Here is a 23059-nt window from a genome sequence, read left to right on the forward strand (position 1 = left end):
GCAGCCCCCTCCGCCCACGCATCACCCATGCCGCGCGCGCGGCTGACGAAAAAGAAACGCCCGCGACACCGCGCTGGATGTCCAAGGGCTCCGAATTAAAGATGGTGGGTCGTGATGGATTCGAACCATCGACCAGCGGATTAAAAGTCCGATGCTCTACCAACTGAGCTAACGACCCGGAGCACGCCCGGCCTTGCACCGGGGGGCGCCATTCTAGCCCACGGGGGTCACGATGCGTAGCGCGTCGGGTCCGGCGTCCCGGCGGCGGCGAAGCCTTCGGCGCGCAGGCGGCAGGCGTCGCAGTGGCCGCAGGCGCGGCCCGCGTGGTCGGCGCGGTAGCAAGACACGGTCCCGGCGAAATCCACGCCCAGGCGCAGGCCTTCGCGGACGATGTCGGCCTTGCCCATCTGCAGCAACGGCGCGTGGACGCGCAGCCCGGCGCCTTCCACGCCGGCCTTGGTCGCCACGTTGGCGAGCGCCTGGAACGCGTCGATGAACTCCGGGCGGCAGTCCGGGTAGCCGGAAAAATCGACGGCGTTCACGCCGCAGAAAATGTCGCTGGCGCCGAGCACTTCCGCCCAACCCAGCGCGACCGACAGCATGATGGTGTTGCGCGCCGGTACGTAGGTGACCGGGATGCCCGCCCCGCCTGCATCGGGGACGTCGATGTCGTCGGTCAGCGCCGAACCGCCGATCGCCCGCAGGTCCACCTCGACGGTCTTGTGGGCGACGGCGCCGAGCGATTCGGCGACCTGCGCCGCGGCCGCGAGTTCGGAGGTATGCCGTTGCCCGTAGGCCACGCTCAGCGCATGCACCGCGAACCCCCGTTCGCGGGCAATGGCGAGCACGACGGCGGAATCCATGCCGCCCGAGACGAGCACCACGGCGGGCTTCATGTTGTTTTTCCGGCCACGGCGGGACGCGACGGCGCGGTTTTAGACGGAATCCTCATCGTCCCGGCTCGTCATTCCACAACAGCTTGTGCAGCTGCATCTGGAAACGCACCGGCAGGCGGTCGGCCACGATCCAGTCGGCCAGTTCGCGGGCCTCGAGCTCCGACTTGCTCGGCGAGAACAGCACGTCGCAGCGCTCGACCAGCCGGTGCTCCTCGACAACCACCTTCGCCCACTCGTAATCGCCGCGGTTGCAGATGACGAACTTGACCTGGTCGTGCGAGGTCAGCAGCGGGATGTTCTCCCAGCGATTCCGCGCGTCCTCGCCGGAGCCGGGCGTCTTCAGGTCGAGGACGCGGGACACGCGCTCGTCCACGACGCTGATGTCCAGGGCGCCCGAGGTTTCCAGCGAAACGTGGTAACCCGCCTCGCAGAGCTGGTACAGCAGGTCGGCGCAGCGCCGCTGGGCCAGCGGCTCGCCGCCGGTCACGCAGACGTGGCGGACGCCGCGGCGCACGACCTCGCGCACGATGTCGTTGATGTTCCACCACTCGCCGCCGTGGAACGCATAGGCCGTGTCGCAGTACTGGCAGCGCAGCGGGCAGCCCGTCAGCCGGATGAAGACCGTCGGCCAGCCGGCGTCCCGGGCCTCGCCCTGCAGCGACAGGAAGATCTCGGTGATGCGCAGGCGATCGGCCGTGGCGGCCGCGGCCGGGTTGGGCGCGAGGGTGCTCATGACGCGATTGTAGGGCGGCGTCCGGCGGGTTGCTTGCTTCGGCGTCGTCACCGCTGGACGCCCGGCGACCAGGGGACTTTGCGCCTAGCGCAGCCGGCCCAGCTGGATCGCCCGCAGGCGATCGTCGGCCGTGCGCGCGGCATCGGTGCCCGGGAACTGCGATACCACCCGGGCCAGCGTGGCCTCGGCCGCGTCGAGATCCTTCAGTCCGTATTGCGAAAGACCGATCTTCAGCATCGCGCCCGGCGCCTTGTCGTGGGTGGGATACCGGTCGTACAGGGACTGGAACTGCTGCTGCGCCAACGCGTAGTTCTGCGTCACGTAGTAGCTTTCGCCCAGCCAGTACAGGGCGTTGGGTGCGTAGCTCCCGTTGGGATAGGCCTGCAGGAAGGCCTGGAACAGGCGCGCCGAATCGGCGTAACGCCCGGCCTTGAGCGCATCGAATGCGGCATCGTACGCGGCGCGCTCACCGGCGCTGTTGGCCAGCAGGCCCGGGGTACCGTAGGCGACCGGGGCACTCTCCGCCGGCCTCGCCGCAGGCGCGGTGGTTGCCGGACTGCCCGTCGCCGCTGGCGTGTTGGTCGCCGGGGATGCCGTTCCACCCTCCAGACGGTTCAATCGCCCGTCCAGGTCCAGGTACTGCGTGCGCGCCGCGGCTTGGAGTTGCTCGTTCTCGCGCTGCAACTCCTCGATCTGCGACCGCAATGTCTGGACTTCATTCTTCAGCTCGGTGACCTGGTTGAGCAGGTCGACGTTTCCGCGGTTGTTCGCCGCCTGCTGTTCGAGCGCGGCGACGCGCTCCGCGAGGCTGGCGCGCTGTGCGGACACGGGAGGGGCCAGGGCCAACAGCAGCAGGGCCGCGAGGGAGAGGACTGGAGTCTTGTTCATGGGCACCACTCTAGCGGATGGAAACGGAACGGAATCGAAGCGGAAACGCGAAACCCCCGGCGACGGGGGTTTCGAGTGTGCTTGATGCATGCGATGGAACCGGAGCCCGCATGCACTTCGCGGTCCAACCCTGCCCTCTCCCGCATCGGGGAGAGGAGCCGGGTACGTTGCTTACTTCGCCGTGTACACGATCTCTACGCGGCGGTTCTTGGCCCAGCAATCCTCGTTGGAGGCGGTGCAGGTCGGACGCTCCTCGCCGTAGCTCACGACCGTGATCTGGCTGCCGGAGCCGCCATTGGCCTGCAGAGCCGACGACACCGAATTGCCACGGCGCTCGCCCAGGCCGAGGTTGTACTCGCGGCTGCCGCGCTCGTCGGCGTTGCCTTCGAGGGTCATCCGCGACGACGGGCGGTCGCGGAGGTACTTGGCATGGCAGGCCATCGCGGCCTGGAATTCCGGACGCAGGGCATCCTGGTCGAGGTCGAAGTAGACGACCCGCTGGCGCAGGCAGGCATCCGTATCCAGGTCGCCGGGACCGTACATGCCCGGCGTGGCCGGACCCGTGTCGGTGACGGTACCGGTGGACGGACCGCTGTCAACGGGCGGGGTTTCCTTGACTTTCTTGGAGCAGGCAACAGCGGCGGTGCACATCACGGCAGTCAGCAAAACGCGGGTCACAGTCTTCATCGTCGATCCTCAGCAGTGGGCTGGCTATTCAGGTTGCGGGAAGGGATGTCGAGGCGGCGTCAGCATCGCTCGCCGAACGCCTCGGTGCAGTTGGGAGCGCTCCGCTTACGCGCCGCCGAATGGCAGGCATGCCAAATTCGGCATTGGCGAGCGGAGCACCCCGGACCCCACTGCCGAAGCGTACAGGAGATGTTGCATTTCCGTTAAGGTCCCGGCGCGGTCGCTGAACAGCCGGTAGCCCGCTATTCAGCTAGCGGGAGGGCGCTCGTGCCGGGACGACTTTCAGCGACGCTCGCGAAAAGGTCCCCAGGCGGGTTCGCGGACATCGCCATCGGCCAGGACCAGCCGTTGCCGGACGCGTCCGTCGGCGGACACCGCGTACAGGACGCCACGCGCTCCCTCGCGCGCCGCGTACAGCACCATGCTCCCGTTTGGAGCAAAACTCGGCGATTCGTCGAGTGAACCCGGGGAGAGGGTCGACCACCTCGGTGAGCCCAGGCTCCGGTCGAGCAAGGCGATGCGGTATGTGTTGCCCGATCCCTGGGCCACCGCAATCTTCTTGTCGTCGAAGGACACACTCGGGCTCGCGTTGTAGCTGCCCTGGAAGGTAACGCGGGAGGCGCTGCCGCCCCCGGCCGACACCTGGTAGACCTGCGGGCGGCCGCCCCGGTCCGAGGTGAAGTACAGGGTGCTGCCGTCGGCGCTCCAGGTGGGCTCGGTGTCGATGCCGAACTGGTTGGTGATCTGGGTCAGCGCCTTGCTGCCCAGGTCCATGACGTAGATCTCCGGGTTGCCGCTGCGCGACAGGGTCAGCGCGAGGCGGCGACCATCGGGCGAGAAGGCGGGTGCGCTGTTGATGCCGCGGAAGCTGGACACCCGCTCGCGCGCCCCGGTGCCCAGGTCCTGGATGTAGACCGAGGAGTTGTTGTTGTGCTCGAACGAGACGTAGGCCAGCTTGCTGCCGTCCGGACTCCAGCTCGGCGACAACAGCGGCAGGTTCGACCGCACCACCGTCTGCGGGTTATAGCCGTCCGCGTCAGCCACCATCAGCGCATAGCGGGTGTTCGCCCCGACGCCCGAAGCGGTGACGTAGGCGATGCGGGTCCAGAACGCGCCCCGCACGCCGAGGATCTTCTCGTAGATGGCGTCGGCGACCTGGTGGGCGACGTCGCGCATCGCGCTGGGGCGTCCGGTCAGGGCGAAACCGAGCAGGCGCTCCTGCTTGGCGACGTCGAACAGCTCGTACTCGACGCGGTAGGCGCCGCCGCCGCCGTCGACGACCCGTCCGACGACCAGGTAATCCTGGCGGAGCAACCGCCACGTCGGATAGCTGACCTCGCTACCCCGGGTCGGCCGCTCCACCATGTTCTGTTCGGGAAGGCTGCGGAACTGGCCGGAGCGCGCCAGGTCGTCGCGGATGACCTTGGCGACGTCGGTTTCCGGCGCGGCGCCCGACCCCTGGTACGGCATCGGCACCACCGCGATCGGCAGCGCGGAGGCATTGCCGCCGACGATGTCGATTTCAAGGCCTTGCTGCTGCCCGAACGCGGACAGCGGGACCAGGAGCATGAGCAGGGCGAGGACGGACAGCAAACGGCGTAGGCGTTGTTTCATCAAGGGTTCCCGGGAAGTCTGGGCAGGGCTGGGGGAGTGGCGGAGCCTTTGTACTAGGGTGTCCGTGAATGGAGTTACAAAGATGAACGTCCGTCTACCGGCCTTGGGACGCTAACGATCCCGGGCTTCGAAGTTCAGCAGCAACGTCCGGTTGAACACCGATTCGAACCCCGCGTAAGGCAGCGGCTGGGCCTTCAGCACAGCGGCCTCCACCGATCGCCGGCCGAGGTCGTCGTAGGGACAGGAGGGTTCGACTTCCGCCGACACCACCTGCCCCCCGGGGATCTGCCGGATCACGATGCGGCAACGCTGACCGATCGGGACGTTGTCCGGCCGGGTCCAGTTGCGCAGGATGGCTTCCTGCAGCGCCGCGGCGTAGCGCGCGGACAGCCCCTCGTCGACACCGCGGTTTCCCGGCGGCGCGCTGGCGGAGGCATCTGCCCGCGCGGCCTCCTCCGCCGCGCTGGCGGCGCGTCGTTCGGCGATCTGGCGCAGCTTTTCCTCGGCCTGCCTGGCTTCGCGGGCGGCGTTTTCGCGCTGGCGCCGGATGTCCTCGAGCTGTTTCTGGCGCTCCTGCTCCATCTCCGACAGGCGTCGGCGCTTCTCCGCTTCCTCCTGGCGCTGGCGCTCGGTCAGGTCGATCTGCTCCTGCCGGCGCTTGCGTTCCTGCTCGCGCTCGGCTTGCAGTTCGGAAAGCGCATCCCTTCGCGCTTCTTCCTGGTCGATCGGGTCGGGATCCGGGATCGGTTGCTGCGCCTGCGGCTGCGATTCGACCGGGGCGTCCTCGGGCAGCGGTTCCGGCAGGGGCTGCAGGAGGGGCGCCGCCGACTGGGGTTCGGGCGGGGGCGGCTCCGGTTCGGCGACCGGCTCGGGACGCTCGGCCAGTTCGCGCAGCGTCGCCGCCGACAGGGCATTGGCATCGACCAGCTCCGCGCTCATGGGATCGCCCGCGGCCGACAGCTGTTCCGGGGGGCGCGACCACCACATGCCGAAGAACACCAGCGCGAACAACAGCGCATGCAGCAGCAGCGCCAGTCCGACGGCCCGTGCGGTGTCGGCGCGCGACTCGCGCATCTAGTTGGCGGCCTCTTCCGGCCGGCTGATCAGGCTGACGCGGGTGACGCCAGCCTGGTTGATCCGGTCAATGCCGCGCATCACCACCTGGTAGCTGGCCTGCGCGTCGCCGCGCACCAGCACCGTCGCGTCCGGGTTCTGCTCGTGGATCGCCCGCAAGCGGTCGGTGAGGCCATCGGGGGTCACCGACTGGTTGTCGCCCTCGATCATCAGCGCGTAGGCGCCGTCGGCGTAGATGCTGACGATGACGGGATCCTTGGGCGTGCCGAGGGAGCGCGCCTGGGAATCGGGCAGGTTGATGTCGGTGCCCAGGTTGAGCAGCGGCGCGGTGACCATGAAGATGATCAGCAGCACCAGCATCACGTCGATGTAGGGCACGACGTTGATCTCGTTCTTGAGCTTGTGCTTGCGGCGGCGGCGGCCGGCGGTGGCGATGGCCATGGGTGCGTCCTCGGGTCTGTTCGGTTCGGCGCTTGTCGTGTCAACGCGCGGGGACGGAAAAGGGGTCAGGGTGGCGTCTTTCGGGATCCAATGCCGCCTGATCGAAGCGTGCCGGCGAAGAATTCACTCCCACACCTTTCCCGTTTCCCTCAGTCCTCGATGTGCACCTGGCGTTCGAGGATGGAGGAGAACTCCTCGGAAAACGCGTCGTAGCGGCCGGCGATGCGCTCGACCTTGGTCGCGTAGCGGTTGTAGGCCCAGACCGCCGGGATCGCGGCGAACAGGCCCATGGCGGTGGCGATCAGCGCCTCGGAAATGCCCGGCGCCACGGTGGCGATGGTCGCCTCCTTGACGTTGGCCAGGCCGTGGAAGGAGATCATGATCCCCCAGACCGTGCCGAGCAGGCCGACGTAGGGTGCGATCGAACCGACGTTGGCCAGGAACTCCAGGTTGTGCTCGAGGCCGTCCAGTTCGCGCGAGCTCGCCACGCGCATGCCGCGTTGCGCGCCCTCGAGCTGTGCCCGGCTGTCGGCGCCCCGGCGCTGGCGTTGCCGCGAGAATTCGCGGAAGCCCGCCTCGAAGATCGCCTCGAGACCTTCGACCTCGCGGTTGCGCTCGGTGGCGGCGGCGTAGAGCTTGGCCATGTCCGAGCCGGACCAGAACCGTTCCTCGAAGCGTTCGGCTTCGCGCTCGGCGCGATCCAGGGTGCGCTTCTTGCGGAAGATGATCACCCAGGAGGCGATCGACGCCAGCAGCAGCACCAGCATCACCAGCTGCACCGGGATCGATGCATGCAGCACCAGCTGGAGGATGTCCAGGTTGCCGGCGGCCGGGGCGGACGCGGCCGCGTCGGCCGCGAGCGAGGCCGTGGCCGCGGCGGCCTCCTCGGGCAGGGCTTCCACCGTCGTGTCCTGCAGCATCATTGCGAGGGGGATCATCTGGTCGTTACTCCGCGTGCTTGGATTCGTGGGATTTGAGTTCTTGGTAAAGCGTGTCCGGGATCGCCCGCGGCCTGAAGTCCCCGGCGCCCAGCGCGGCGGCACGGACCTCGGCCGAAACGAGCAGCTCGCCGCCGCGGCGGATCTCCTGCGCGAACACCGCGCTGGCGCGCCGGCACTCGCGCAGCACCACGCTGACCTCCAGCGCATCGTCCAGGCGCGCCGGCCTGCGGAAATCGATCCGCATCGAGCGGATCGCGAACAGCAGCCCATGCGCGTCGCGCAGCAGTTCCTGGCCGTAACCCAGCGAACGCAGCCATTCGGTCCGCGCCCGCTCGAGGAACGCCACGTATTGCGCGTGGTAGACCACGCCTCCAGCGTCGGTATCTTCCCAGTAGACCCTTGTCGGGATCCTGAACACGGATTCAACGCTCATTGACAGGTGTCGCCTTGGCGCTGCGGCAGCCCACGCATGGAGCATCGGCACCGGATCCCCGGAGGCACGCTTGCCTGCGCTCCTGACCGCATCAGTCCGGGCCCCCTTCGACCGCGCTGTCGAACAGGTCCTCGCGCTCCCGGCGCGGCTTGAGGCCGAGGTGTCGGTAGGCCTTGTGCGAGGCCATGCGCCCGCGCGCGGTCCGCACCAGGAAACCCTGCTGGATCAGGTAGGGCTCGATGACGTCCTCCAGCGTGCCGCGTTCCTCCGACAGGGCCGCGGCCAGGGACTCGATGCCCACCGGGCCGCCGTCGAAGTTCCGGATGACCAGGTCCAGCAGGCGGCGGTCGAGCTCGTCGAACCCTTCCGGATCGACCTTGAGCATGGCCATCGCCGCGTGCGCGACCTCGTGGTCGATGTGGCCCGCCGCCTTGACCTGCGCGTAGTCACGCACCCGGCGCAGCAGGCGGTTGGCGATGCGCGGCGTGCCGCGCGAACGCCGCGCGATCTCGCCGGCGCCCTCGGCGACGCAGTCGATGCCCAGGATCGCGGCGGAGCGCCGTACGATCCGGGTCAGCTCCTCGGTGCTGTAGAACTCCAGCCGCTGCACGATGCCGAAGCGGTCGCGCAGCGGCGCGGTCAGCAGGCCGGCGCGGGTCGTGGCGCCAATCAGCGTGAAGGGCGGCAGGTCGAGCTTGATCGAGCGCGCGGCCGGACCCTCGCCGATCATGATGTCGAGCTGGAAATCCTCCATTGCCGGGTACAGCACTTCCTCCACCACGGGCGAGAGGCGGTGGATCTCGTCGATGAACAACACGTCGTGCGGCTGGAGGTTGGTCAGCAGGGCGGCGAGGTCGCCGGCCTTCTCGATCACCGGACCCGAGGTCACCCGCAGGCTGACGCCCAGCTCGTTGGCGATGACATGGGATAGCGTGGTCTTCCCGAGCCCGGGCGGGCCGAAGATCAGCACGTGGTCCATCGCCTCGCCGCGTCGCCTCGCCGCCTCGATGTAGATCGCCATCTGCTCGCGGACCGCGGGCTGGCCGACGTACTCGTCGAGCCGGGCGGGCCGGATGCTGGCTTCGACCGCCTCGTCCTCGCGCGTGGAGTCGGCGCCGATGAGGCGTTCGCTGGTCATGCGGCCATTATGGCCGAGTGCGTCGCGCTGGTGGAGGCGAGCGGAGCGATCACGGCGCCGGCGAGACTGCAGTGGCTCCGTCGCGGCTCAGATCTCCACCTGCGAGCCCAGCTCCACCAGCCGGTTGCCCGGGATGTGGAAGAAGCCCGTGGCCGGGGCCGCGTTGCGATGCATCAGCGCGAACAGGCGATCGCGCCACACCGGCATGCCGCGGTGGGCCTCGGCGACGATGGTTTCCCGGCTCGCGAAATACGTGGTGTCCATCGGGTCGAAGTAGATCCCGTCCCGCTCGTCGCAGGAGCGCATCAGCGCCAGCGGCACGTCCGGGGTCTCCATGAAGCCGAAGCGCACCAGCACGCGGTGGAAATCGTCGCCGATGGGCTCGATCTTCAGGCGCCTGTGCGCCGGCGCGTACGGCGTGGACAGGGTTTCCACCGTCAGGAACACGTTGCGCTCGTGCAGCACCTTGTTGTGCTTGAGGTTGTGCAGCAGCGCATGCGGCACCACGCCCTGGTCGGCGGTGAGGAAGATCGCCGTGCCGGGCACGCGCACCGGAGGCGCGAGCATCAGCCCGGGCAGGAAGCTGTCGAGCTGGATGCCTTCCTTGCGGATTTCGTCGTGCAGCAGCTGCCGGCCGCGCCGCCAGGTCCGCAGCAGGGTGAACAGCACGATGCCCAGCACCAGCGGGAACCAGCCACCGACCGGGATCTTGGCGCCATTGGCGACCACGAAGCCCAGGTCGATCGCGAAGAACACCAGGCACAGGGGGACCACCCACTTGCGCCAGCGCGGCCAAAGGGCGTGCGCGACGATCGCCAGCAACAGCGTGTCGATGAGCATCGTCAGCGACACCGAGACGCCGTAGGCGGTCGCCAGGGCGGCCGAGCTGCCGAAACCCAGCACCAGCCCGATCACGATCACCATCATCGACCAGTTGATCGCCGGGATGTAGATCTGGCCGATGGTTTCCCTGGACGTGTGCATGATCCGCATGCGCGGGATGTAACCCAGCTGCATCGCCTGCCGCGCCACCGAGAACCCGCCGGTGATCACCGCCTGCGACGCGATCACCGTGGCCGCCGTGGCCAGGCCCAGCATCGGCCAGCGCGCCCATTCCGGCACGCCGATGTAGAACGGATTGCGGATCGCGGCCGGGTCCTCGAGGATCAGCGCGCCCTGCCCCAGGTAGTTGATCATCAGCGAGGGCAGCACGAAAAAGTACCAGGCGATGCGGATCGGGCGCGCGCCGAAGTGGCCCATGTCGGTGTAGATCGCCTCGCCGCCGGTCACCGCCAGCACCACCGCGCCGAGGATGAAGATGCCCCCGAAGCTGTGGTCGAGGAAAAACCGGGCCGCCCACAGTGGGTTGATGGCCTTCAGCACTTCCGGTTCGTGGACGATGTTCATGATGCCCAGCGCGGCCAGCGCCAGGAACCACACCACCGTCACCGGACCGAACACGCGGCCGACCTTGGCGGTGCCGTAGCGCTGCGTGGCGAACAGGGTGACCAGCACCACCAGCGTGACCGGCACGATCCAGTGGTGCAGCTGCGGCGCGATCACCTCCAGTCCCTCGACCGCCGACAGCACCGAGATCGCCGGCGTGATCACGCCGTCGCCGAAGAACAGCGAGGCGCCGAAGATGCCGAGGATGCCGACTAGGTACGCCGGGCGCGACCCCTTGCGCAGGCTGCGCTGGGCCAGCGCCATCAGCGCCATGATGCCGCCCTCGCCGTCGTTGTCGGCGCGCATGATGATGGTGACGTACTTGATGGTCACCACCAGCATCAGCGACCAGAACACCATCGACAGCACGCCGAGCACCGTGTCGTGGTTGGCGACCAGGCCGTAGTGCGGCGCGAAGGCCTCGCGGATCGTGTACAGCGGGCTGGTGCCGATGTCGCCGAAGACGACACCGATGGCACCGACGACCAGCCCGGCGAGGCCGACCTTGCCGTGGCCATGCGCACCGGGCGCGGCGGGGGGATTGGCGTTGGAGGTGGACATGGACGTCGCTCGGGCCGTCAGCGCAGGGCCGACTGCAAGGCCTTGCGGATGATGGATTCGGCGGCGTCGCCGTCGGCATGGGCCAGTCGCGCCATGCGCTGGGCCTCGGCAGGTTTGTAACCCAGCTGCTGCAGGGCGATCGTGGCTTCTGAGAGCGGGTCGGCGGGGACGCCCCGGGAGGCGGCCGTCGCACCGAGGGCCAGGTCTGCGGCGCGGTCGCGCAGTTCGACCACCATGCGCTCTGCGGTCTTCTTGCCGATGCCGGGCACGCGGGTCAGCGCGGCGACGTCGCCGGCCTGAACCAGGCGCGCGAATTCGTCGACGGTCACGCCAGAGAGCACCGCCAGCGCGATCTTCGCGCCGATGCCGCTGACCCGCTGGACGTCGCGGAACAGGCGGCGTTCGGATTCGTGCAGGAAGCCGTACAGCGACACGCTGTCCTCCTTCTGCGCGTGGTGCACGAACAGCGAGACCTCGCCGCCGACGGCTGGCAGGTCGTAGAAGGTGCTCATCGGCGCCTCCAGTTCGTAGCCGACGCCATGCACGTCGACCACCAGCCAGGGCGGTTGCTTGTGCACGAGCACGCCCTTGAGGCGCCCGATCACCGAGGGTCCCCCGACGCCTTGCTCGTCATTTCCGGCTCCAGGCTTCGCGCACGTCGACACCCATGCGCCGGGCGCTGGCGCGGACATGGGCGTGGGTGATGGCGATGGCCAGGGCGTCGGCGGCATCGGCCTGCAACCGGCCCTTCAGGTTGAGCATGATCCCGACCATGTGCTGGACCTGCAGCTTCTCCGCGCCGCCCTTGCCGACCACGGCCAGCTTGACCTCGCGCGCGGCGTATTCGTGCACCGGCAGGTCACGCAGGACCACGGCGCAGATCGCCGCGCCGCGCGCCTGGCCGAGCTTGAGGGCCGAGTCCGGGTTGCGCGCCATGAACACGCGCTCGATGGCCACCTCGTCGGGGCGGTGGGCGTCGATGACCTCGCCCAAGGCCTCGAGCAGCCGCTTGAGCCGCAGCGCGAAGCCGTCCTTCCCCGCCGCCTCGCCCGTCGCCAGTTTCAGCGGCGCGTGGAAGACGTGGCTGGCCTTGCCCGTCGCGTCGACGTCGATGATGCCGACGCCGGTGCATTGCGAGCCCGGGTCGATGCCGAGGATGCGGCTCACGGGCCGGCTGCCGGTTCCCGGATCATGCGTAGGCTTCCTCGCCCAGTTCGGCATTGCTGTACACGTCCTGCACGTCGTCCAGGTCCTCCAGCCAGTCGAGCAGCCTGGCGACCTGCTGCGCGGTGTCGCCGTCGACGGCGACATCGTTGTCGGCCCGCCAGGTGACCTCGCCCTGGTCCGCCGCGTGTCCGGCGGCCGCCATCGCGTCGCGAATCCGTGCGAACGCCTCCGGTGCCGTCAGCACGTCGATCGAGCCGTCTTCTGGGTAGACCACGATGTCGTCGGCGCCGGCTTCGATCGCGGCGTCGGTGATGGCGTCCTCGTCGGCACCCGGCGCGTAGCTCAGCACGCCAAGCTTGCGGAACATGAAGGCCACCGAGCCGTCGGTCCCCAGGTTGCCGCCGAACTTCCCGAAGGCATGGCGCACGTCGGCGACGGTGCGCACCTTGTTGTCGGTCAGGCAGTCGACGATCACCGCCACGCCGCCGGGTCCGTAGCCCTCGTAGCGGATCTCCTCGTAATCGACGCCTTCGAGCTCGCCGGTCGCCTTCCTGATCGCGCGCTCGATGACATCCTTGGTCATGTTGGCGCCCAGCGCCTTGTCGATGGCGGTGCGCAGGCGCGGGTTCGCGTCCGGATCGCCGCCACCGCTGCGCGCGGCGACCGAAATCTCGCGGATCATCTTGGTGAACACCTTGCCGCGCTTGGCGTCCTGCGCGTTCTTGCGGTGCTGGATGTTGGCCCACTTGGAATGGCCGGCCATGGACGCGTCCGAACTGCGGAAATCAAGCGGCGAATTATAGGCCTTTCCCGGCCGGCACCGGGGCAGCCGCGCCCTCGGCGCCCGCCGAAGGGCGATCAGCGCCAGAAACGGCCTGCGTCCAGGAACTGCGCGGCCCGCGCCACCGCGGCGCGGGAAAAGATCAATCCGCTGTGGCTGGCGGGGACGACGACGTGGTCGGCCAGTCCGGGGTGGAGGGTTTCAGCGACCGCCACGGTGCCGTCGTGGCCACCCTCGAAACGGGCGAACAAGGCGCCAAGTCCGTGCGGCCTGTCGCCCGCGACCATGCCAACCGAGACGCCCTCGGGCCAATGCGTGCACCCCTGGCGCAGCAATGCCGCGCTGCGCCCCAGCCACCAGCGCAGCACGGGCCGGCGGGCCAGCGACTCCGCCGCGCCGCTTCCGCACAGCGGCGTGCCGAGGCAGACCACCCGGGAGACCGGCAACCCGGGATGGCGCGCCAGGGTCTCCAGCGCGAGCAGTCCACCCAGGCTGTGGGCCACCACCTGCACGGGTCCGCCCGCGCCGAGGCGTTCGGCCAACGCCGCCTGCACGGCCTCCGTACCGCCGAGGATGCTGTGGTAGCCGAAGGTTTCCGTCGCATGGCCGCATTCGCGCAGCCGCGTGGCGAACCAGCCCATGGCGCCGGCGAACAGCAGCAGGCCATGGACGAGGATCACTCGGGTCGCCGGTGTCGCCTGGCCCTGCGCATCCTCCAATGGCATCCCTCGCTCCCTGGGTCAGGGTTCGAGGATAACAATCGAGCCAAGGGGCGGCCTGCGCTTCCGCATGCACCGCCGGGTTCCAGAGAAACCGGTTCCGGCGAGCAGCCGCCGGTGGCAGCGAAGGATCGCTGCCACCGGCGAGGCCGACCGCGCGGTCAGGGGCCGTAGACGCCCAGCGTCCGGGATGCCGCGGCCGCGAACGCAGCACGCGTGACCGCCACGTTCGGATCGAACCAGGCGCGGAGCGTGGGCTGCAGGTCGTACGGACCCTGGGTGACGTCGAAGCGGGCGTTGATCAGCCCTTGGTCCAGCGCCAGTTGCACGTAACCGCGCAAGGGGGCGGCGATCGATGCCGCGTCCTCGATCGGGATGCGCTTGTCGCCGGCCAGTACCGTCAGCGTGCCGTTGAACGCCTGTGCTTCGGACTGCAGGCCCAGGCCTTGCACCAGCGAATAGGCAAGGCTCACGCGCGTCACCGAATCGGTGGGGCGGAAGGCACCATTGACCAGGCCCATGACGCCGGCATCGCGGTAACCTAAGTTGCGCAGCGGCGCGCCGGTGGCGACCACCGACTCGGCAAAGGGATAGAGCGCGCTCGAGGTGCCGATGTCGCTGAAGCTCGGGCCGGCGTTGTACGGCAGGGCCTGGCGCACGGCGTTGCCCATCACCAGGTATTGCGCCAGCTCCCCGCGACTCAGCTTGCGGTCCGGGTAGAAGCGCCCGTTGGCATCGCCGTCGACGAGCCGGTTGGCCACCGCGTACTCGATGAATCCGCGCGCCGGGTGGCCCGCGACGTCGCCCAGCCCCGTGTAGCCATCGGTGGTCACCTGCTTGACGTTCACGTTGACCGCACCCGGCAGGCCGTACCCATTGGTGACCTTGAGTGGATCAACCGCCGTCCCCGACACCGAGCCGATCCCGCGGATCGTCATCGACCACGTGCCCGCCACGCCCGGGGCGGACACGGCGATGTTCTGGCCAAGAACGGGCAGCGCGATCGACGAGCCGTAGCTGGTGCCGTTGGGATCGGTCAGGCGGATGGCCACGGTGTTCGTACCGACGTTGGCGCGCGCATTGATCACCGCGACGTCGGCGCCGACCTCGAACTGCACCGTGTCGGTCGGGCCGACCGGACTGAAGTTGAGCGTGTAGTCCTTGCTGCTGCCCACGGACAGCAGGGCGTTGGCATTGAAGGTCCGGTTCTGGTTGACGGTCGCGCCGTAGCCGCCGGCGCCCAGCGACGCGCGCACGGCCGCCAGGGTGTTGACGTAGCCGGCCCCGGCTTCCCAGGGCTCCACGCCCGGGATGTTGGTCGCGGTGTCCTGCAGGACCCGCTTGACCTCGCGCCAGGACATGGACGGATTGGCCTCCAGCATCATCGCCACCACGCCCGACAGGTGCGGCGCGGACATCGAGGTGCCGCTGAGCTTGGTGTAGCTGAGGGCGTTGTTCTCGCCGATCTCGGCGATCTCCTCGTCGATCCCGGCATGGTAGGTGGGGTCGGCGGTGGAGGCGCGCGCCGAATAGATGTCGACGCCGGGCCCGGTCACGGTGGGGCGGTCGACCCAGGTCAGGGTTTCGCCATCGACCACGACCTCGCCGCCCCGCCCGGCTTCGCCGCGCGACGAGAAGCCCGCGAGCCGGCCCTGCTTGTCGCCGGCGCCCACCGTGACCACCCACGGTGCCTTCTTGAAGTTACCCGTGATGGTGGCCTCGCCCGAACCGGAGTTGCCCGCCGAGAACACCACGATCACGCCGCGGTCGGCCAGCGCCTTGGTGGCGATGTTGGTGGGGTCGTCGGGGTCGAAATCCGTGCCGGTGTCGCTGCGGTTGCCGAACGAGTTGGACACCACGCGGATGTTGTAGGTGAACTGGTGGGTCAGCGCGTAGTCAAAGCCGCCGACGGTGTCCAGGATGAACAAGGCCGCGCCCGACCCGTAGCCGATGATGCCCGCGCCCGGTGCGACGCCCTCGAATGCGCCGGCCGGATCGGAGGCCGCGCCGGTGGCGCCGATGATGCCGGCGACGTGGGTGCCGTGGCCGCCGCCGATGTCCGAGTTCGGCATGTTCTCCAGCCGCGTCACCGGGCCGATGCCGGTGAGGTTGCGCAAGTTGGCCTGCGCCGCGACGTTCTGCACCACGTGGGTGCCGAATTGCAGGTCCGGATGCGTGGCGTCGACGCCGGAGTCGTTCACCAGCACGCCGATGCCCTTGCCCGAATACGGCAGGCCGTTCCTGCGCAGCTGGGCGTCGGTGCGGGTGCGGTCCACGCCGGTCAGGGCGGTCGCTTCCCGGTTCTCGTACTGCAGCGGGGCGTTGAACCAGACCGAGCGCACGTCGCTGCGCTGCAACAGGGCCTGGATCTGCGCCGGGGTGGCGACCGTGCCCACGATCGGCAGGGACTGCATGCGGATCCCGTCGAGGCCGAGCGCCTGCAGCGCCTGCAGCTGAGCCGCGGTCGGCGGGCCCTTGCCCTCGAAGCTGACGATGACCTCGACGCCTTGGGTCGGCGCCAGGGCCGGGAGCTTCTGCGCGAGCGCGGGATCGAGCCGGGCGGCCATCGCGGAGTCGGCGAAGGCGAGCGCGACGGCGCCGGCGAGCGCGGTTCGCAACAAGATGCGGCGATTGATCTGCATGGGGGAATCCTCGTTGGGTGACCCCGACGAGCGTGCATCGCCGCCGCGCCCCGCGGCAGCCGGAAAACCACCCATGCGCCCTGGGTAAAAGCACCCATCGGCGTGCCGTTGCCGCCCTCGCCGGCGGTCAGTCCAGCAGGCCGCGACGGACCGCGAAGCGCACCAGCTCCGCGGTGTTGCGCACGTCGAGCTTGTCGAGCACCCGCGCGCGATGGTTCTCGCCGGTCTTGGCGCTGATCCCCAGCCGGCGCGCGATCTCCTTGGTGGTCAGCCCCTCGACGATCAGGTGGAACACCTCGCGCTCGCGCGGCGTGAGGCTGCCGTACGGATCTTCCATGCTGCGCTCGGGGTGGTGGACCTGGTCGGCCAGGGTCTTGGCCGCCTGTGGACCGAAGTAACCGCGTCCCGCGTGCAGGCTCTTGACCGCCGTGACCAGTTCCGCGGCCGGGCTGTCCTTGACCAGGTAGCCGGCGGCGCCGGCACGCACCACGTGCAGCACGTACTCCTCCTCCTCGTGCATCGTCAGCACCAGCACCCGGGTCTGGGGCAACGCCTCGCGCAGGCGGCGCACGACCTCGATGCCGTTCAGGCGGGGCATGGAGATGTCGACCACCACCACGTCGGGACGCACTTCCATCGCCCGCTCGATGGTCTCGATGCCGTCCGCGGCCTGCGCCACCACCTGCATGCCGCCGTCCTCGAGCACGCCGACCAGGCTTTCGCGGACCAGGGTGTGGTCGTCGGCGATCAATACGCGCACGGGGTTCATGCACCTAAACTGCGCGCCCGCACGGGGCGCGTCAAGCACGGTGCCCCGCGCCACGGCCACGCGCGAGGTGTTGCCGCGAATGCGGGGACCGCCGCTCAGTCGTCGATCGGGACGATGGCGTCGATGCGGGTCCCCTCGCCGGGAGCCGACTCGAGGTGGAAATGCCCGCCATAGAGCCGCAATCGCTCCTGCATGCCACCCAGCCCGCTGCCGCTCCCCGGTTGCACCCGCGCGGGATCGAATCCCGCTCCGTCGTCCTCGACGCGGAGGCGGATGGAACCGCCCCGGGCCTGCAACAGGACCCGCGCCTGTCGCGCATGCGCGTGCTTGGCGGCATTGTTCAGCGCCTCCTGCACGAAGCGGAACAGCAGCGTCTGCAAGTCGGGGTCGATGCCATCCAGGGCATCGGCTTCCAGCATCACTTCGGGACCGCCGCCCTGCTCGATGTTGCGCGCCAGCCAACGCAGCGCCGGCACCAGCCCGAGGTCGTCGAGGATCGGCGGGCGCAGCAGGCGGGACAGTTGGCGCGTGTCGTCCAGCGTGCTGGCGCACAAGCCGATCGCGGCGTCGACCCGCTCGCGCAAGGGGGCGTTCCCCGGGCCCAGCGCGCTGCCCAGCAGCGCCAGCTGATGCTTGAGTGCCGTCAGGTTCTGCCCGATCCCGTCGTGCAGTTCGCGCGCCAGGCGTTTGCGCTCGTCCTCCTGCACCCGCCAGACCGAGCGCCCGAGGCGACGGAATTCGCCCTCGTTCGCTTCCAGTCGCTGCAGCAGGGCGCGGTATTGCGCGTGCAGGTCAGGGCCGGTCGGTGCCGAGCCGCTCATTCTGGAGCCTGCATCGCGTCGAAGCCGGACTGCAGCTGTTCCGGCACGTGGCTGCGCAGTTTCCGGAGCGCGGAGCGCCCGGCCTCCTCGGCTGCCTGGGCACTGGCGGCATCCCCGAGCATGCGATGCGCCCGCGCGGCCAGCGCGTGCAAGGCGTGGGCGCGCAGGTAATCCTGGTCGCGGATCACCTGGACCGCCTGCTGGTAATGCTGCAGCGCCCGGGTTGCATCGCCGTCCTGGAGCGCGCGGGACATCGCGGACTCGAGCCACCGCAGCCGCAGCCCCTGGTGCCCCAGCGCGGCGATTTCCTGTTCCAGGGTCGGATCCGGCTGCCCGCGCGCGGCACGCATCAGCAACACTTCCAGCTGCAGGTGCCGCACCCCCGAATTCTTCGCGAGCCGATCGGCATCGGCCAGGGCCGCGTTGGCCTGGGTCCGCCCGCGCTCGCCCAGCGCCATGGCCGATTCGAGCAGGGCCGCGATGGCCTGCTGTTCGGACGACGCCTGCTGCAGCGGCTCGCGCAACGCCTGCAATGCCTCGCGCGCGCGGTCGGTCGCCCCGGCGGCGAGCAAGGCCTGCACCCGCAACAGGCCGGCATCGGTCTGTCCGCGCAGGTCCTCGCGCTGCTCGAACAGCGCTTCGGCGCGCTCGGCATGCGCGATCGCCGCGTCCAGGTGGCCCTGGACGAGTTCGAGCTCGGCCAGGTTGCGCCGGCTTACGGCGACTTCCTCCAGCATCTGCTGTTGCTCCGCCTGCTCCTGCGATTGCAACAGCAGGGTGCGCGCCTCGTCCCATTGGCCGCGCGCGATCGCCAACAGCCCGAGGTTCTGCGCGGTGCGCACTTGCCCGGTCTGGTCCCCGAGCTTGTCGAAGGCGTCCGCGGCCTGTTGCCAGAACACCAGTGCGCTGTCGTAGGCACCGAGCTGGTAATGCGCGTAACCGATGCTGTTGAGCGCGCCGGCCGCGCCGTAGCCGTTCCCGGACTGCTGCCAGGCCTGCAGCGCGCGACGGAATGCCGCCAGCGCGCCGGGGTAATCGCCGCGCTCCTCGGCCAGCAGGCCCGCCTCGTTCTCCGTCGCCGCCAGGCCGTCGCGATCCCCGAGCGATTCGTACAGGGCCCGCGCCTCGCCCAGGTATGTGTTGGCGGCCGCGAATTCGCCACGCAGGCTCACCACGCCGGCCAGGTTGCGCAGGCTGGTGGCGACGCCGCGCCGGTTGCCCACAGTGCGCCGTAATTCCACCGCCTTCCTGTATTGCTCCTCGGCATCGGCCGTCTGCCCCAGGCGCCCATAGGCGATGCCCATGGCGTTGACCGTCTCGGCCTGTCCGTACAGGTCGCGGCTGCGCTTGTAGAGCACCAGTGCCCGCACCAGGTAGTCGTCGACCGCGCGCCGCGCGTCGCCAAGTAGGATCGAATGCTTGCCCAGCTCGAACCAGGCACGGGGATCGTTGTCGTCCTTTTCGACCAGGGTCTGCAGGTCGGCCGTGGCGGCTTCCAGGTCGCCGGCGGCGCCGCGTGCGCGGGCCAGTTGCAGCGCGGCGAGGGTGTCGTCTGGTTGCGCCTGCGAGCGCGCCTGCCACTGCGCGACGGCCGCCTCGGCGTCGCCCTCCAGCATGGCGGCCAGTGCCGTCACCTGCCGCTTCAAGCCGTCGGGACTGCCGGCCAGGCTGCCTTTGGCTGTGCCAATGGCAGCCGACGCGATCCCGACCTCGCCGATGGCCTGCGCCGCCTCGGCCTGGGCGAGCAGCAGCCGGGCATCCTTCGGCGCGACCGCGACGGCTCGCGTGAAGTCGTCCAGCGCCAGCGCGTGGAATCCCGTGTAGCGGCGCCGCAGCCCGGCTCCGTACGGCTCGAGCGCAGCGTCGGGCGGCAAGTCCAGCTTGAGCCGGCCTGGGGCAATGGAAAACGCCGCCGCCAATGGATCAAGGAACGCTTCCACGGCCTTGGCCGGATCGCTCGCCGCAGGCCCTTCGATCACCTCCGGCGCGCGCCCGGCGCCATGCAGCGACGCATGGACACGCCACTCGCCGTCGGCGCGACGCAATTGCGGGCGCAACGCACGATCGGCGGCGGCGATGCCGCGCAGTGCGTCGGGGTTGGCGCGCGCGCCGCCGGTGGGATCGATCTGCTGCAGGGCCTGCCAGGTGCGATCGCCGTCCACCACGACCTCACCGGCTTCGGCGATCGCATCGCGCAGGACGTCGGAGAGCGCCAGCAGGCGCTGGTCGAAGGCCTCCGCCGGTCCGGCTTGCGCCGGCAGGTCCGGCCCGCGCTCGAGCGGCAACACCAGCAAACGATGCAGCGACGGAATGGTCGCCACCGCCGTCGCCACCGGACGCTGCTGCCACCACCACCAGGCGCCCCCCAGGCCCACCGCCAGCGCCAGCAACGCCGCCAGCGCTAACCAGCCCTTGCGGCCCGGATGGAATTCCATCGGCATGGTGCCCGCATCGATGGCCGCGATCAGGTCGCGCGCGCTGCCGAAGCGGTGCGCCGGCTGGGGTCGCAGCAGCTTGTCGAGCAGGCGCGCGATCCAGGCCGGCACGTCGGGACGCTTGCGCGTCACCGGCACCGGGGTGCGCACCATCCGCTGGCCGAGCACCTCGGCCGCGGTGCCGCCCGAGAACGGCAGCTCGCCGCTGAGCATCTCGTACAGGATCAGCCCCAGCGCGTAGAGGTCGCTGCGCTGGTCGACGGTGTCGCCGCGCGCCTGCTCCGGCGACAGGTAATCGGGCGTGCCCACCACTGAACCCGACTGGGTCATGCCGCCGCTGACCAGGGAGCGCGCGACGCCGAAATCGTTGACGTAGGCGTTGCCCTCGCCGTCGATCAGCACATTGGCCGGTTTCAGGTCGCGATGCACCACGCCTCGTGCATGCGCCGCGCCCAGGCCCTCGGCGACCTGCCGTGCGATGCGCAAGGCCTCGGCGGGGTCGAACCGGCCCTCGCGGTCCATGCGCTTGTCGAGGGATTCGCCCTCGATGTAATCCATGCTGATCAGCCAGCGACCGTCGTGCTGCCCGATGTCGTGGATGCGCACCACGTGCGGGCTGGACACCTGGCGCGCCAGCAGCAACTCCTGGCGGAAACGCTCGAAGGCCTCGGGGTGCGAGGCCAGTTCCGGGCGCAGCAGCTTCAGGGCGACGGGGACGTCCAGTGCCTGGTCGACGGCCTTGTAGACCACGCCCATGCCGCCGACGCCGAGCAGGGATTCGATGCGAAAGCGGTCCGCGACCACCGTGCCGGGCGCGAAATCCGCGTGCAGGTGCAGCCCGGTGCGGGTGGCGTCGCTGGAATCGCTCATGGCGCCGCGATCCCGGCGGCGGCCGGGGCCCAGCGCGGCGCGCCGACCAACGCGTCACTGGCGCGCTGCGCCGAGATGTACAACGCGGCGCGTTCTGCAAAGGCTTCGAGCAACTCAAGGTCGAGGCGGGTGATCGCGGGACCTGCCGTGGTGCGGTCCGCGTAGATCGCGCCGAGGGTTCCACCGGCATCGCGCAGGGGCAGGCAGACCAGCGCGCGCAGTCCGCCTGCGACCACCGAGTCCCGCGCCGCCAGCCAGGCTTCGCTGCCGACGTCGTTGGCGACCACCGCCTCGCCTTCGCGCAGCACGCGCTCCACCGCACCCGCGCTGCCGGAGAAGCGGCGGTGCGCCAACAGCGTCGGATCGATCGCCTGGCAGGCCCGGATGGCGAAGCCACCGTCGTCGTCCCGCAACAGCAGGAAACCCCGGGTGCAATGCCCCAGCTCCATCACCGCCTGAAGGGTCCCGTCCAGCAGCGCCGAGAACCCGGCGGCGCGCTGCAAGCCCAGGGTCAGCGCCGTGGCCCGTGCCCTGCGCGCCTGCTGCTGGTCGGCGATCCGCGCGCTGCGGGCCGCATCGACCAGCTCGAATTCGCAGTAAACATCCCCGAACCGCAACCAGGCATCGCCCGGCAACGACGCCTCGGCGACGACCTTTCCATCGACGTGGCTTCCGTTCTTGCTGCCCCGGTCGCCCAGCACCCAGGTGCCGTCCCCATCCTGTGCGATTTCCGCATGCAGCCGGGACACGGACGGATGCGCCACGCACAGTCCACAGTCCTCGCCACGTCCGATCTGCAATCGCTCGCCATCACGCAACACGTGCGACAGGGCGGCCTGCTCCGGCAGGAACACGGTGAGACGGGCGTGCATGCCCCGATCTTAACGCGCCGTGCCGCGCAGCGCGGGTTGCGGGGACCCCCCTCCCGGCAAAGAAACACCCCGCCGACTCGCGTCGGCGGGGTGCAGGGAGCCGAAGCAGCGGCGCCGGGGTGCGTTACAACCCGTAGTCCCGCAGGTAGGCGATGCTGTACTTCAAGGTCGCGGCGCCGGCCAGCAGTTCGCCGGCCGGGTTCTCCACGCCGCCACCGGCCTGCCAGACCTGCGCGATGCCCTTGCCGGCGCGCGCCGACACGCGGGCACGGAAGGCATCCAGGTGGTTGCCCGCCGCCACGTAGTCCTCCGCGGACACCGCAGCCTCGGCGTCGCCGAGCATCGCCGACAGCGGCGCACGTTCGCCGGCGTCGAGGGTGGCCAGGGTGCCGCGCAGGCGGTCGAACTTCTCGGCGACCACGACATCGCTTTCCCGCAGGTCGGTCAGCACCAGGAACTGGGAAAAACCGCCGGTCGTCCCGCGGGCCCGGACGCTGCCCGGCGCGATCTCGTCGGTGATGTCTCGGAACTGCCCGCCGACGGGCGCCTTGAACAGGCGATACGAACTGCCGACGCTGTACGACAGCGCGTGGGTGTGGACCTCGACGCGCACGGTGCGCTGGAACTGGAGGCCGCCGGCGGCCGGCGGCTCGACGGTCACCAGCAGCGGGAACGCGCCGTCGACCTGCAACAGCTGCGGATTGGCCAGCCGCGCGAGCAGGGCCGGATTGGCCGGATTGACCATCTGCGCGCTGACGCCGAGGCTCGATGCGCTCAGGCCGGCGGCACTGTCGAAGGTCAGGGTGATGTCGGCGACGGGACTCGCCTCCGGGCCCACGCGGATGGTCGCCACCTGACCGTTGACATCGACGGCCACGGGCACGGTTTGCGTTTGCGCGGACGCGGCGGACGCGGTGAACCACAAGGCAAGCAGCACCAGCACGCGTCGGAACAGCGGAATACGGTTCTTCATCGGCAATCAGGCCCCTGTCGGGCGATACGGTCGCGGTCCATTTCGCGGGAATCGGCACGCTTCGTCGTCGTGCCGGGCTCTCCAGGAAAAGACGATCGGAGAGCGCTGCACGACGTACCCTTCGGTCGCGGGGTATACACCGGACTATCCCATCACGG

At 69.7% G+C, this 23059-nt stretch carries 21 protein-coding genes and 1 tRNA gene; all 22 read right to left on the reverse strand.

What is annotated here, in order from left to right:
• Positions 1-102 precede the first annotated feature (102 nt).
• Positions 103-178: transfer RNA gene (locus ABD970_RS00005), tRNA-Lys, on the reverse strand.
• Between the two features lie 49 nt (positions 179-227).
• Complete coding sequence (queC, locus tag ABD970_RS00010) at positions 228-896, reverse strand: 7-cyano-7-deazaguanine synthase QueC (protein WP_345293454.1); 669 nt, start codon at positions 894-896, stop codon at positions 228-230.
• 52 nt (positions 897-948) lie between these two features.
• Positions 949-1629 carry a 7-carboxy-7-deazaguanine synthase QueE gene (gene queE / locus ABD970_RS00015; protein WP_345293455.1) on the reverse strand — a complete coding sequence of 227 codons (681 nt, stop codon included), beginning with the start codon at positions 1627-1629 and terminating at the stop codon, positions 949-951.
• 84 nt (positions 1630-1713) lie between these two features.
• Complete coding sequence (gene ybgF / locus ABD970_RS00020) at positions 1714-2517, reverse strand: tol-pal system protein YbgF (protein WP_345293456.1); 804 nt, start codon at positions 2515-2517, stop codon at positions 1714-1716.
• 171 nt (positions 2518-2688) lie between these two features.
• Positions 2689-3204 (reverse strand): peptidoglycan-associated lipoprotein Pal, encoded by a 516-nt coding sequence (pal, locus tag ABD970_RS00025; protein ID WP_345293457.1) that lies wholly within the window; start codon positions 3202-3204, stop codon positions 2689-2691.
• A gap of 282 nt (positions 3205-3486) precedes the next feature.
• Complete coding sequence (gene tolB, locus ABD970_RS00030) at positions 3487-4818, reverse strand: Tol-Pal system beta propeller repeat protein TolB (RefSeq protein WP_345293458.1); 1332 nt, start codon at positions 4816-4818, stop codon at positions 3487-3489.
• A 111-nt stretch (positions 4819-4929) separates the two neighbouring features.
• Positions 4930-5892 (reverse strand): cell envelope integrity protein TolA, encoded by a 963-nt coding sequence (gene tolA, locus ABD970_RS00035; RefSeq protein ID WP_345293459.1) that lies wholly within the window; start codon positions 5890-5892, stop codon positions 4930-4932.
• Positions 5893-6333 (reverse strand): protein TolR, encoded by a 441-nt coding sequence (gene tolR / locus ABD970_RS00040; RefSeq protein WP_345293460.1) that lies wholly within the window; start codon positions 6331-6333, stop codon positions 5893-5895.
• 149 nt (positions 6334-6482) lie between these two features.
• Positions 6483-7271 (reverse strand): protein TolQ, encoded by a 789-nt coding sequence (gene tolQ, locus ABD970_RS00045; RefSeq protein WP_345293461.1) that lies wholly within the window; start codon positions 7269-7271, stop codon positions 6483-6485.
• Between the two features lie 7 nt (positions 7272-7278).
• Entirely contained in the window at positions 7279-7707 is a 429-nt protein-coding gene (gene ybgC / locus ABD970_RS00050; RefSeq protein ID WP_345293462.1) for a tol-pal system-associated acyl-CoA thioesterase, read from the reverse strand.
• Between the two features lie 91 nt (positions 7708-7798).
• Positions 7799-8845, reverse strand: a complete 1047-nt coding sequence (gene ruvB / locus ABD970_RS00055) for a Holliday junction branch migration DNA helicase RuvB (protein WP_345293463.1) — start codon at positions 8843-8845, stop codon at positions 7799-7801.
• Positions 8846-8932: 87 nt separating this feature from the next.
• Complete coding sequence (locus tag ABD970_RS00060) at positions 8933-10852, reverse strand: potassium transporter Kup (RefSeq protein ID WP_345293464.1); 1920 nt, start codon at positions 10850-10852, stop codon at positions 8933-8935.
• A gap of 17 nt (positions 10853-10869) precedes the next feature.
• Positions 10870-11457 (reverse strand): Holliday junction branch migration protein RuvA, encoded by a 588-nt coding sequence (ruvA, locus tag ABD970_RS00065; protein WP_345293465.1) that lies wholly within the window; start codon positions 11455-11457, stop codon positions 10870-10872.
• Between the two features lie 25 nt (positions 11458-11482).
• Positions 11483-12019 (reverse strand): crossover junction endodeoxyribonuclease RuvC, encoded by a 537-nt coding sequence (gene ruvC / locus ABD970_RS00070; RefSeq protein WP_345293466.1) that lies wholly within the window; start codon positions 12017-12019, stop codon positions 11483-11485.
• Positions 12020-12041: 22 nt separating this feature from the next.
• On the reverse strand, positions 12042-12782 hold the full coding sequence (locus ABD970_RS00075) for a YebC/PmpR family DNA-binding transcriptional regulator (RefSeq protein WP_345293467.1): 741 nt from the start codon (positions 12780-12782) through the stop codon (positions 12042-12044).
• Between the two features lie 95 nt (positions 12783-12877).
• The gene (locus ABD970_RS00080) at positions 12878-13525 is read right to left on the reverse strand and encodes an esterase/lipase family protein (RefSeq protein ID WP_345293468.1); all 648 of its coding nucleotides are present in this window, start codon (positions 13523-13525) and stop codon (positions 12878-12880) included.
• Positions 13526-13680: 155 nt separating this feature from the next.
• A complete protein-coding gene (locus tag ABD970_RS00085; RefSeq protein ID WP_345293469.1) occupies positions 13681-16161 on the reverse strand; it encodes a S8 family serine peptidase in 2481 nt (826 codons plus the stop codon).
• A gap of 127 nt (positions 16162-16288) precedes the next feature.
• Entirely contained in the window at positions 16289-16930 is a 642-nt protein-coding gene (locus tag ABD970_RS00090) for a response regulator (protein ID WP_345293470.1), read from the reverse strand.
• A gap of 95 nt (positions 16931-17025) precedes the next feature.
• Positions 17026-17751 carry a sensor histidine kinase gene (locus tag ABD970_RS00095; protein WP_345293471.1) on the reverse strand — a complete coding sequence of 242 codons (726 nt, stop codon included), beginning with the start codon at positions 17749-17751 and terminating at the stop codon, positions 17026-17028.
• Positions 17748-21056, reverse strand: coding sequence for a protein kinase domain-containing protein (locus ABD970_RS00100; protein ID WP_345293472.1), 3309 nt, complete (start codon positions 21054-21056; stop codon positions 17748-17750). Before ABD970_RS00100 ends, ABD970_RS00095 begins: the two co-directional genes overlap by 4 nt.
• The gene (locus tag ABD970_RS00105) at positions 21053-21928 is read right to left on the reverse strand and encodes a GAF domain-containing protein (RefSeq protein ID WP_345293473.1); all 876 of its coding nucleotides are present in this window, start codon (positions 21926-21928) and stop codon (positions 21053-21055) included. The genes ABD970_RS00100 and ABD970_RS00105 overlap by 4 nt, the downstream gene beginning before the upstream one ends.
• A 124-nt stretch (positions 21929-22052) precedes the next feature.
• Positions 22053-22901: a DUF6689 family protein gene (locus tag ABD970_RS00110; RefSeq protein WP_345293474.1), complete on the reverse strand. Its 849-nt coding sequence runs from the start codon at positions 22899-22901 to the stop codon at positions 22053-22055.
• Between the last annotated feature and the right edge of the window lie 158 nt (positions 22902-23059).

This window comes from Luteimonas vadosa, assembly GCF_039543545.1.
In the GTDB taxonomy this organism is placed as follows: Bacteria; Pseudomonadota; Gammaproteobacteria; order Xanthomonadales; family Xanthomonadaceae; genus Luteimonas; species Luteimonas vadosa.

What these genes read in the sequence shown, in the direction of transcription:
- ABD970_RS00080 (WP_345293468.1), bottom strand. Translation starts at nt 13,525, where the DNA reads ATGCCATTGGAGGATGCGCAGGGCCAGGCGACACCGGCGACCCGAGTG.
- ABD970_RS00085 (WP_345293469.1), bottom strand. Translation starts at nt 16,161, where the DNA reads ATGCAGATCAATCGCCGCATCTTGTTGCGAACCGCGCTCGCCGGCGCC.
- ruvB (WP_345293463.1), bottom strand. Translation starts at nt 8,845, where the DNA reads ATGACCAGCGAACGCCTCATCGGCGCCGACTCCACGCGCGAGGACGAG.
- ybgF (WP_345293456.1), bottom strand. Translation starts at nt 2,517, where the DNA reads ATGAACAAGACTCCAGTCCTCTCCCTCGCGGCCCTGCTGCTGTTGGCC.
- ABD970_RS00075 (WP_345293467.1), bottom strand. Translation starts at nt 12,782, where the DNA reads ATGGCCGGCCATTCCAAGTGGGCCAACATCCAGCACCGCAAGAACGCG.
- tolA (WP_345293459.1), bottom strand. Translation starts at nt 5,892, where the DNA reads ATGCGCGAGTCGCGCGCCGACACCGCACGGGCCGTCGGACTGGCGCTG.
- ybgC (WP_345293462.1), bottom strand. Translation starts at nt 7,707, where the DNA reads ATGAGCGTTGAATCCGTGTTCAGGATCCCGACAAGGGTCTACTGGGAA.
- ABD970_RS00105 (WP_345293473.1), bottom strand. Translation starts at nt 21,928, where the DNA reads ATGCACGCCCGTCTCACCGTGTTCCTGCCGGAGCAGGCCGCCCTGTCG.
- ABD970_RS00095 (WP_345293471.1), bottom strand. Translation starts at nt 17,751, where the DNA reads ATGAGCGGCTCGGCACCGACCGGCCCTGACCTGCACGCGCAATACCGC.
- pal (WP_345293457.1), bottom strand. Translation starts at nt 3,204, where the DNA reads ATGAAGACTGTGACCCGCGTTTTGCTGACTGCCGTGATGTGCACCGCC.
- tolB (WP_345293458.1), bottom strand. Translation starts at nt 4,818, where the DNA reads ATGAAACAACGCCTACGCCGTTTGCTGTCCGTCCTCGCCCTGCTCATG.
- ABD970_RS00060 (WP_345293464.1), bottom strand. Translation starts at nt 10,852, where the DNA reads ATGTCCACCTCCAACGCCAATCCCCCCGCCGCGCCCGGTGCGCATGGC.
- ABD970_RS00100 (WP_345293472.1), bottom strand. Translation starts at nt 21,056, where the DNA reads ATGAGCGATTCCAGCGACGCCACCCGCACCGGGCTGCACCTGCACGCG.
- ABD970_RS00090 (WP_345293470.1), bottom strand. Translation starts at nt 16,930, where the DNA reads ATGAACCCCGTGCGCGTATTGATCGCCGACGACCACACCCTGGTCCGC.
- ABD970_RS00110 (WP_345293474.1), bottom strand. Translation starts at nt 22,901, where the DNA reads ATGAAGAACCGTATTCCGCTGTTCCGACGCGTGCTGGTGCTGCTTGCC.
- queC (WP_345293454.1), bottom strand. Translation starts at nt 896, where the DNA reads ATGAAGCCCGCCGTGGTGCTCGTCTCGGGCGGCATGGATTCCGCCGTC.
- tolR (WP_345293460.1), bottom strand. Translation starts at nt 6,333, where the DNA reads ATGGCCATCGCCACCGCCGGCCGCCGCCGCCGCAAGCACAAGCTCAAG.
- tolQ (WP_345293461.1), bottom strand. Translation starts at nt 7,271, where the DNA reads ATGATCCCCCTCGCAATGATGCTGCAGGACACGACGGTGGAAGCCCTG.
- queE (WP_345293455.1), bottom strand. Translation starts at nt 1,629, where the DNA reads ATGAGCACCCTCGCGCCCAACCCGGCCGCGGCCGCCACGGCCGATCGC.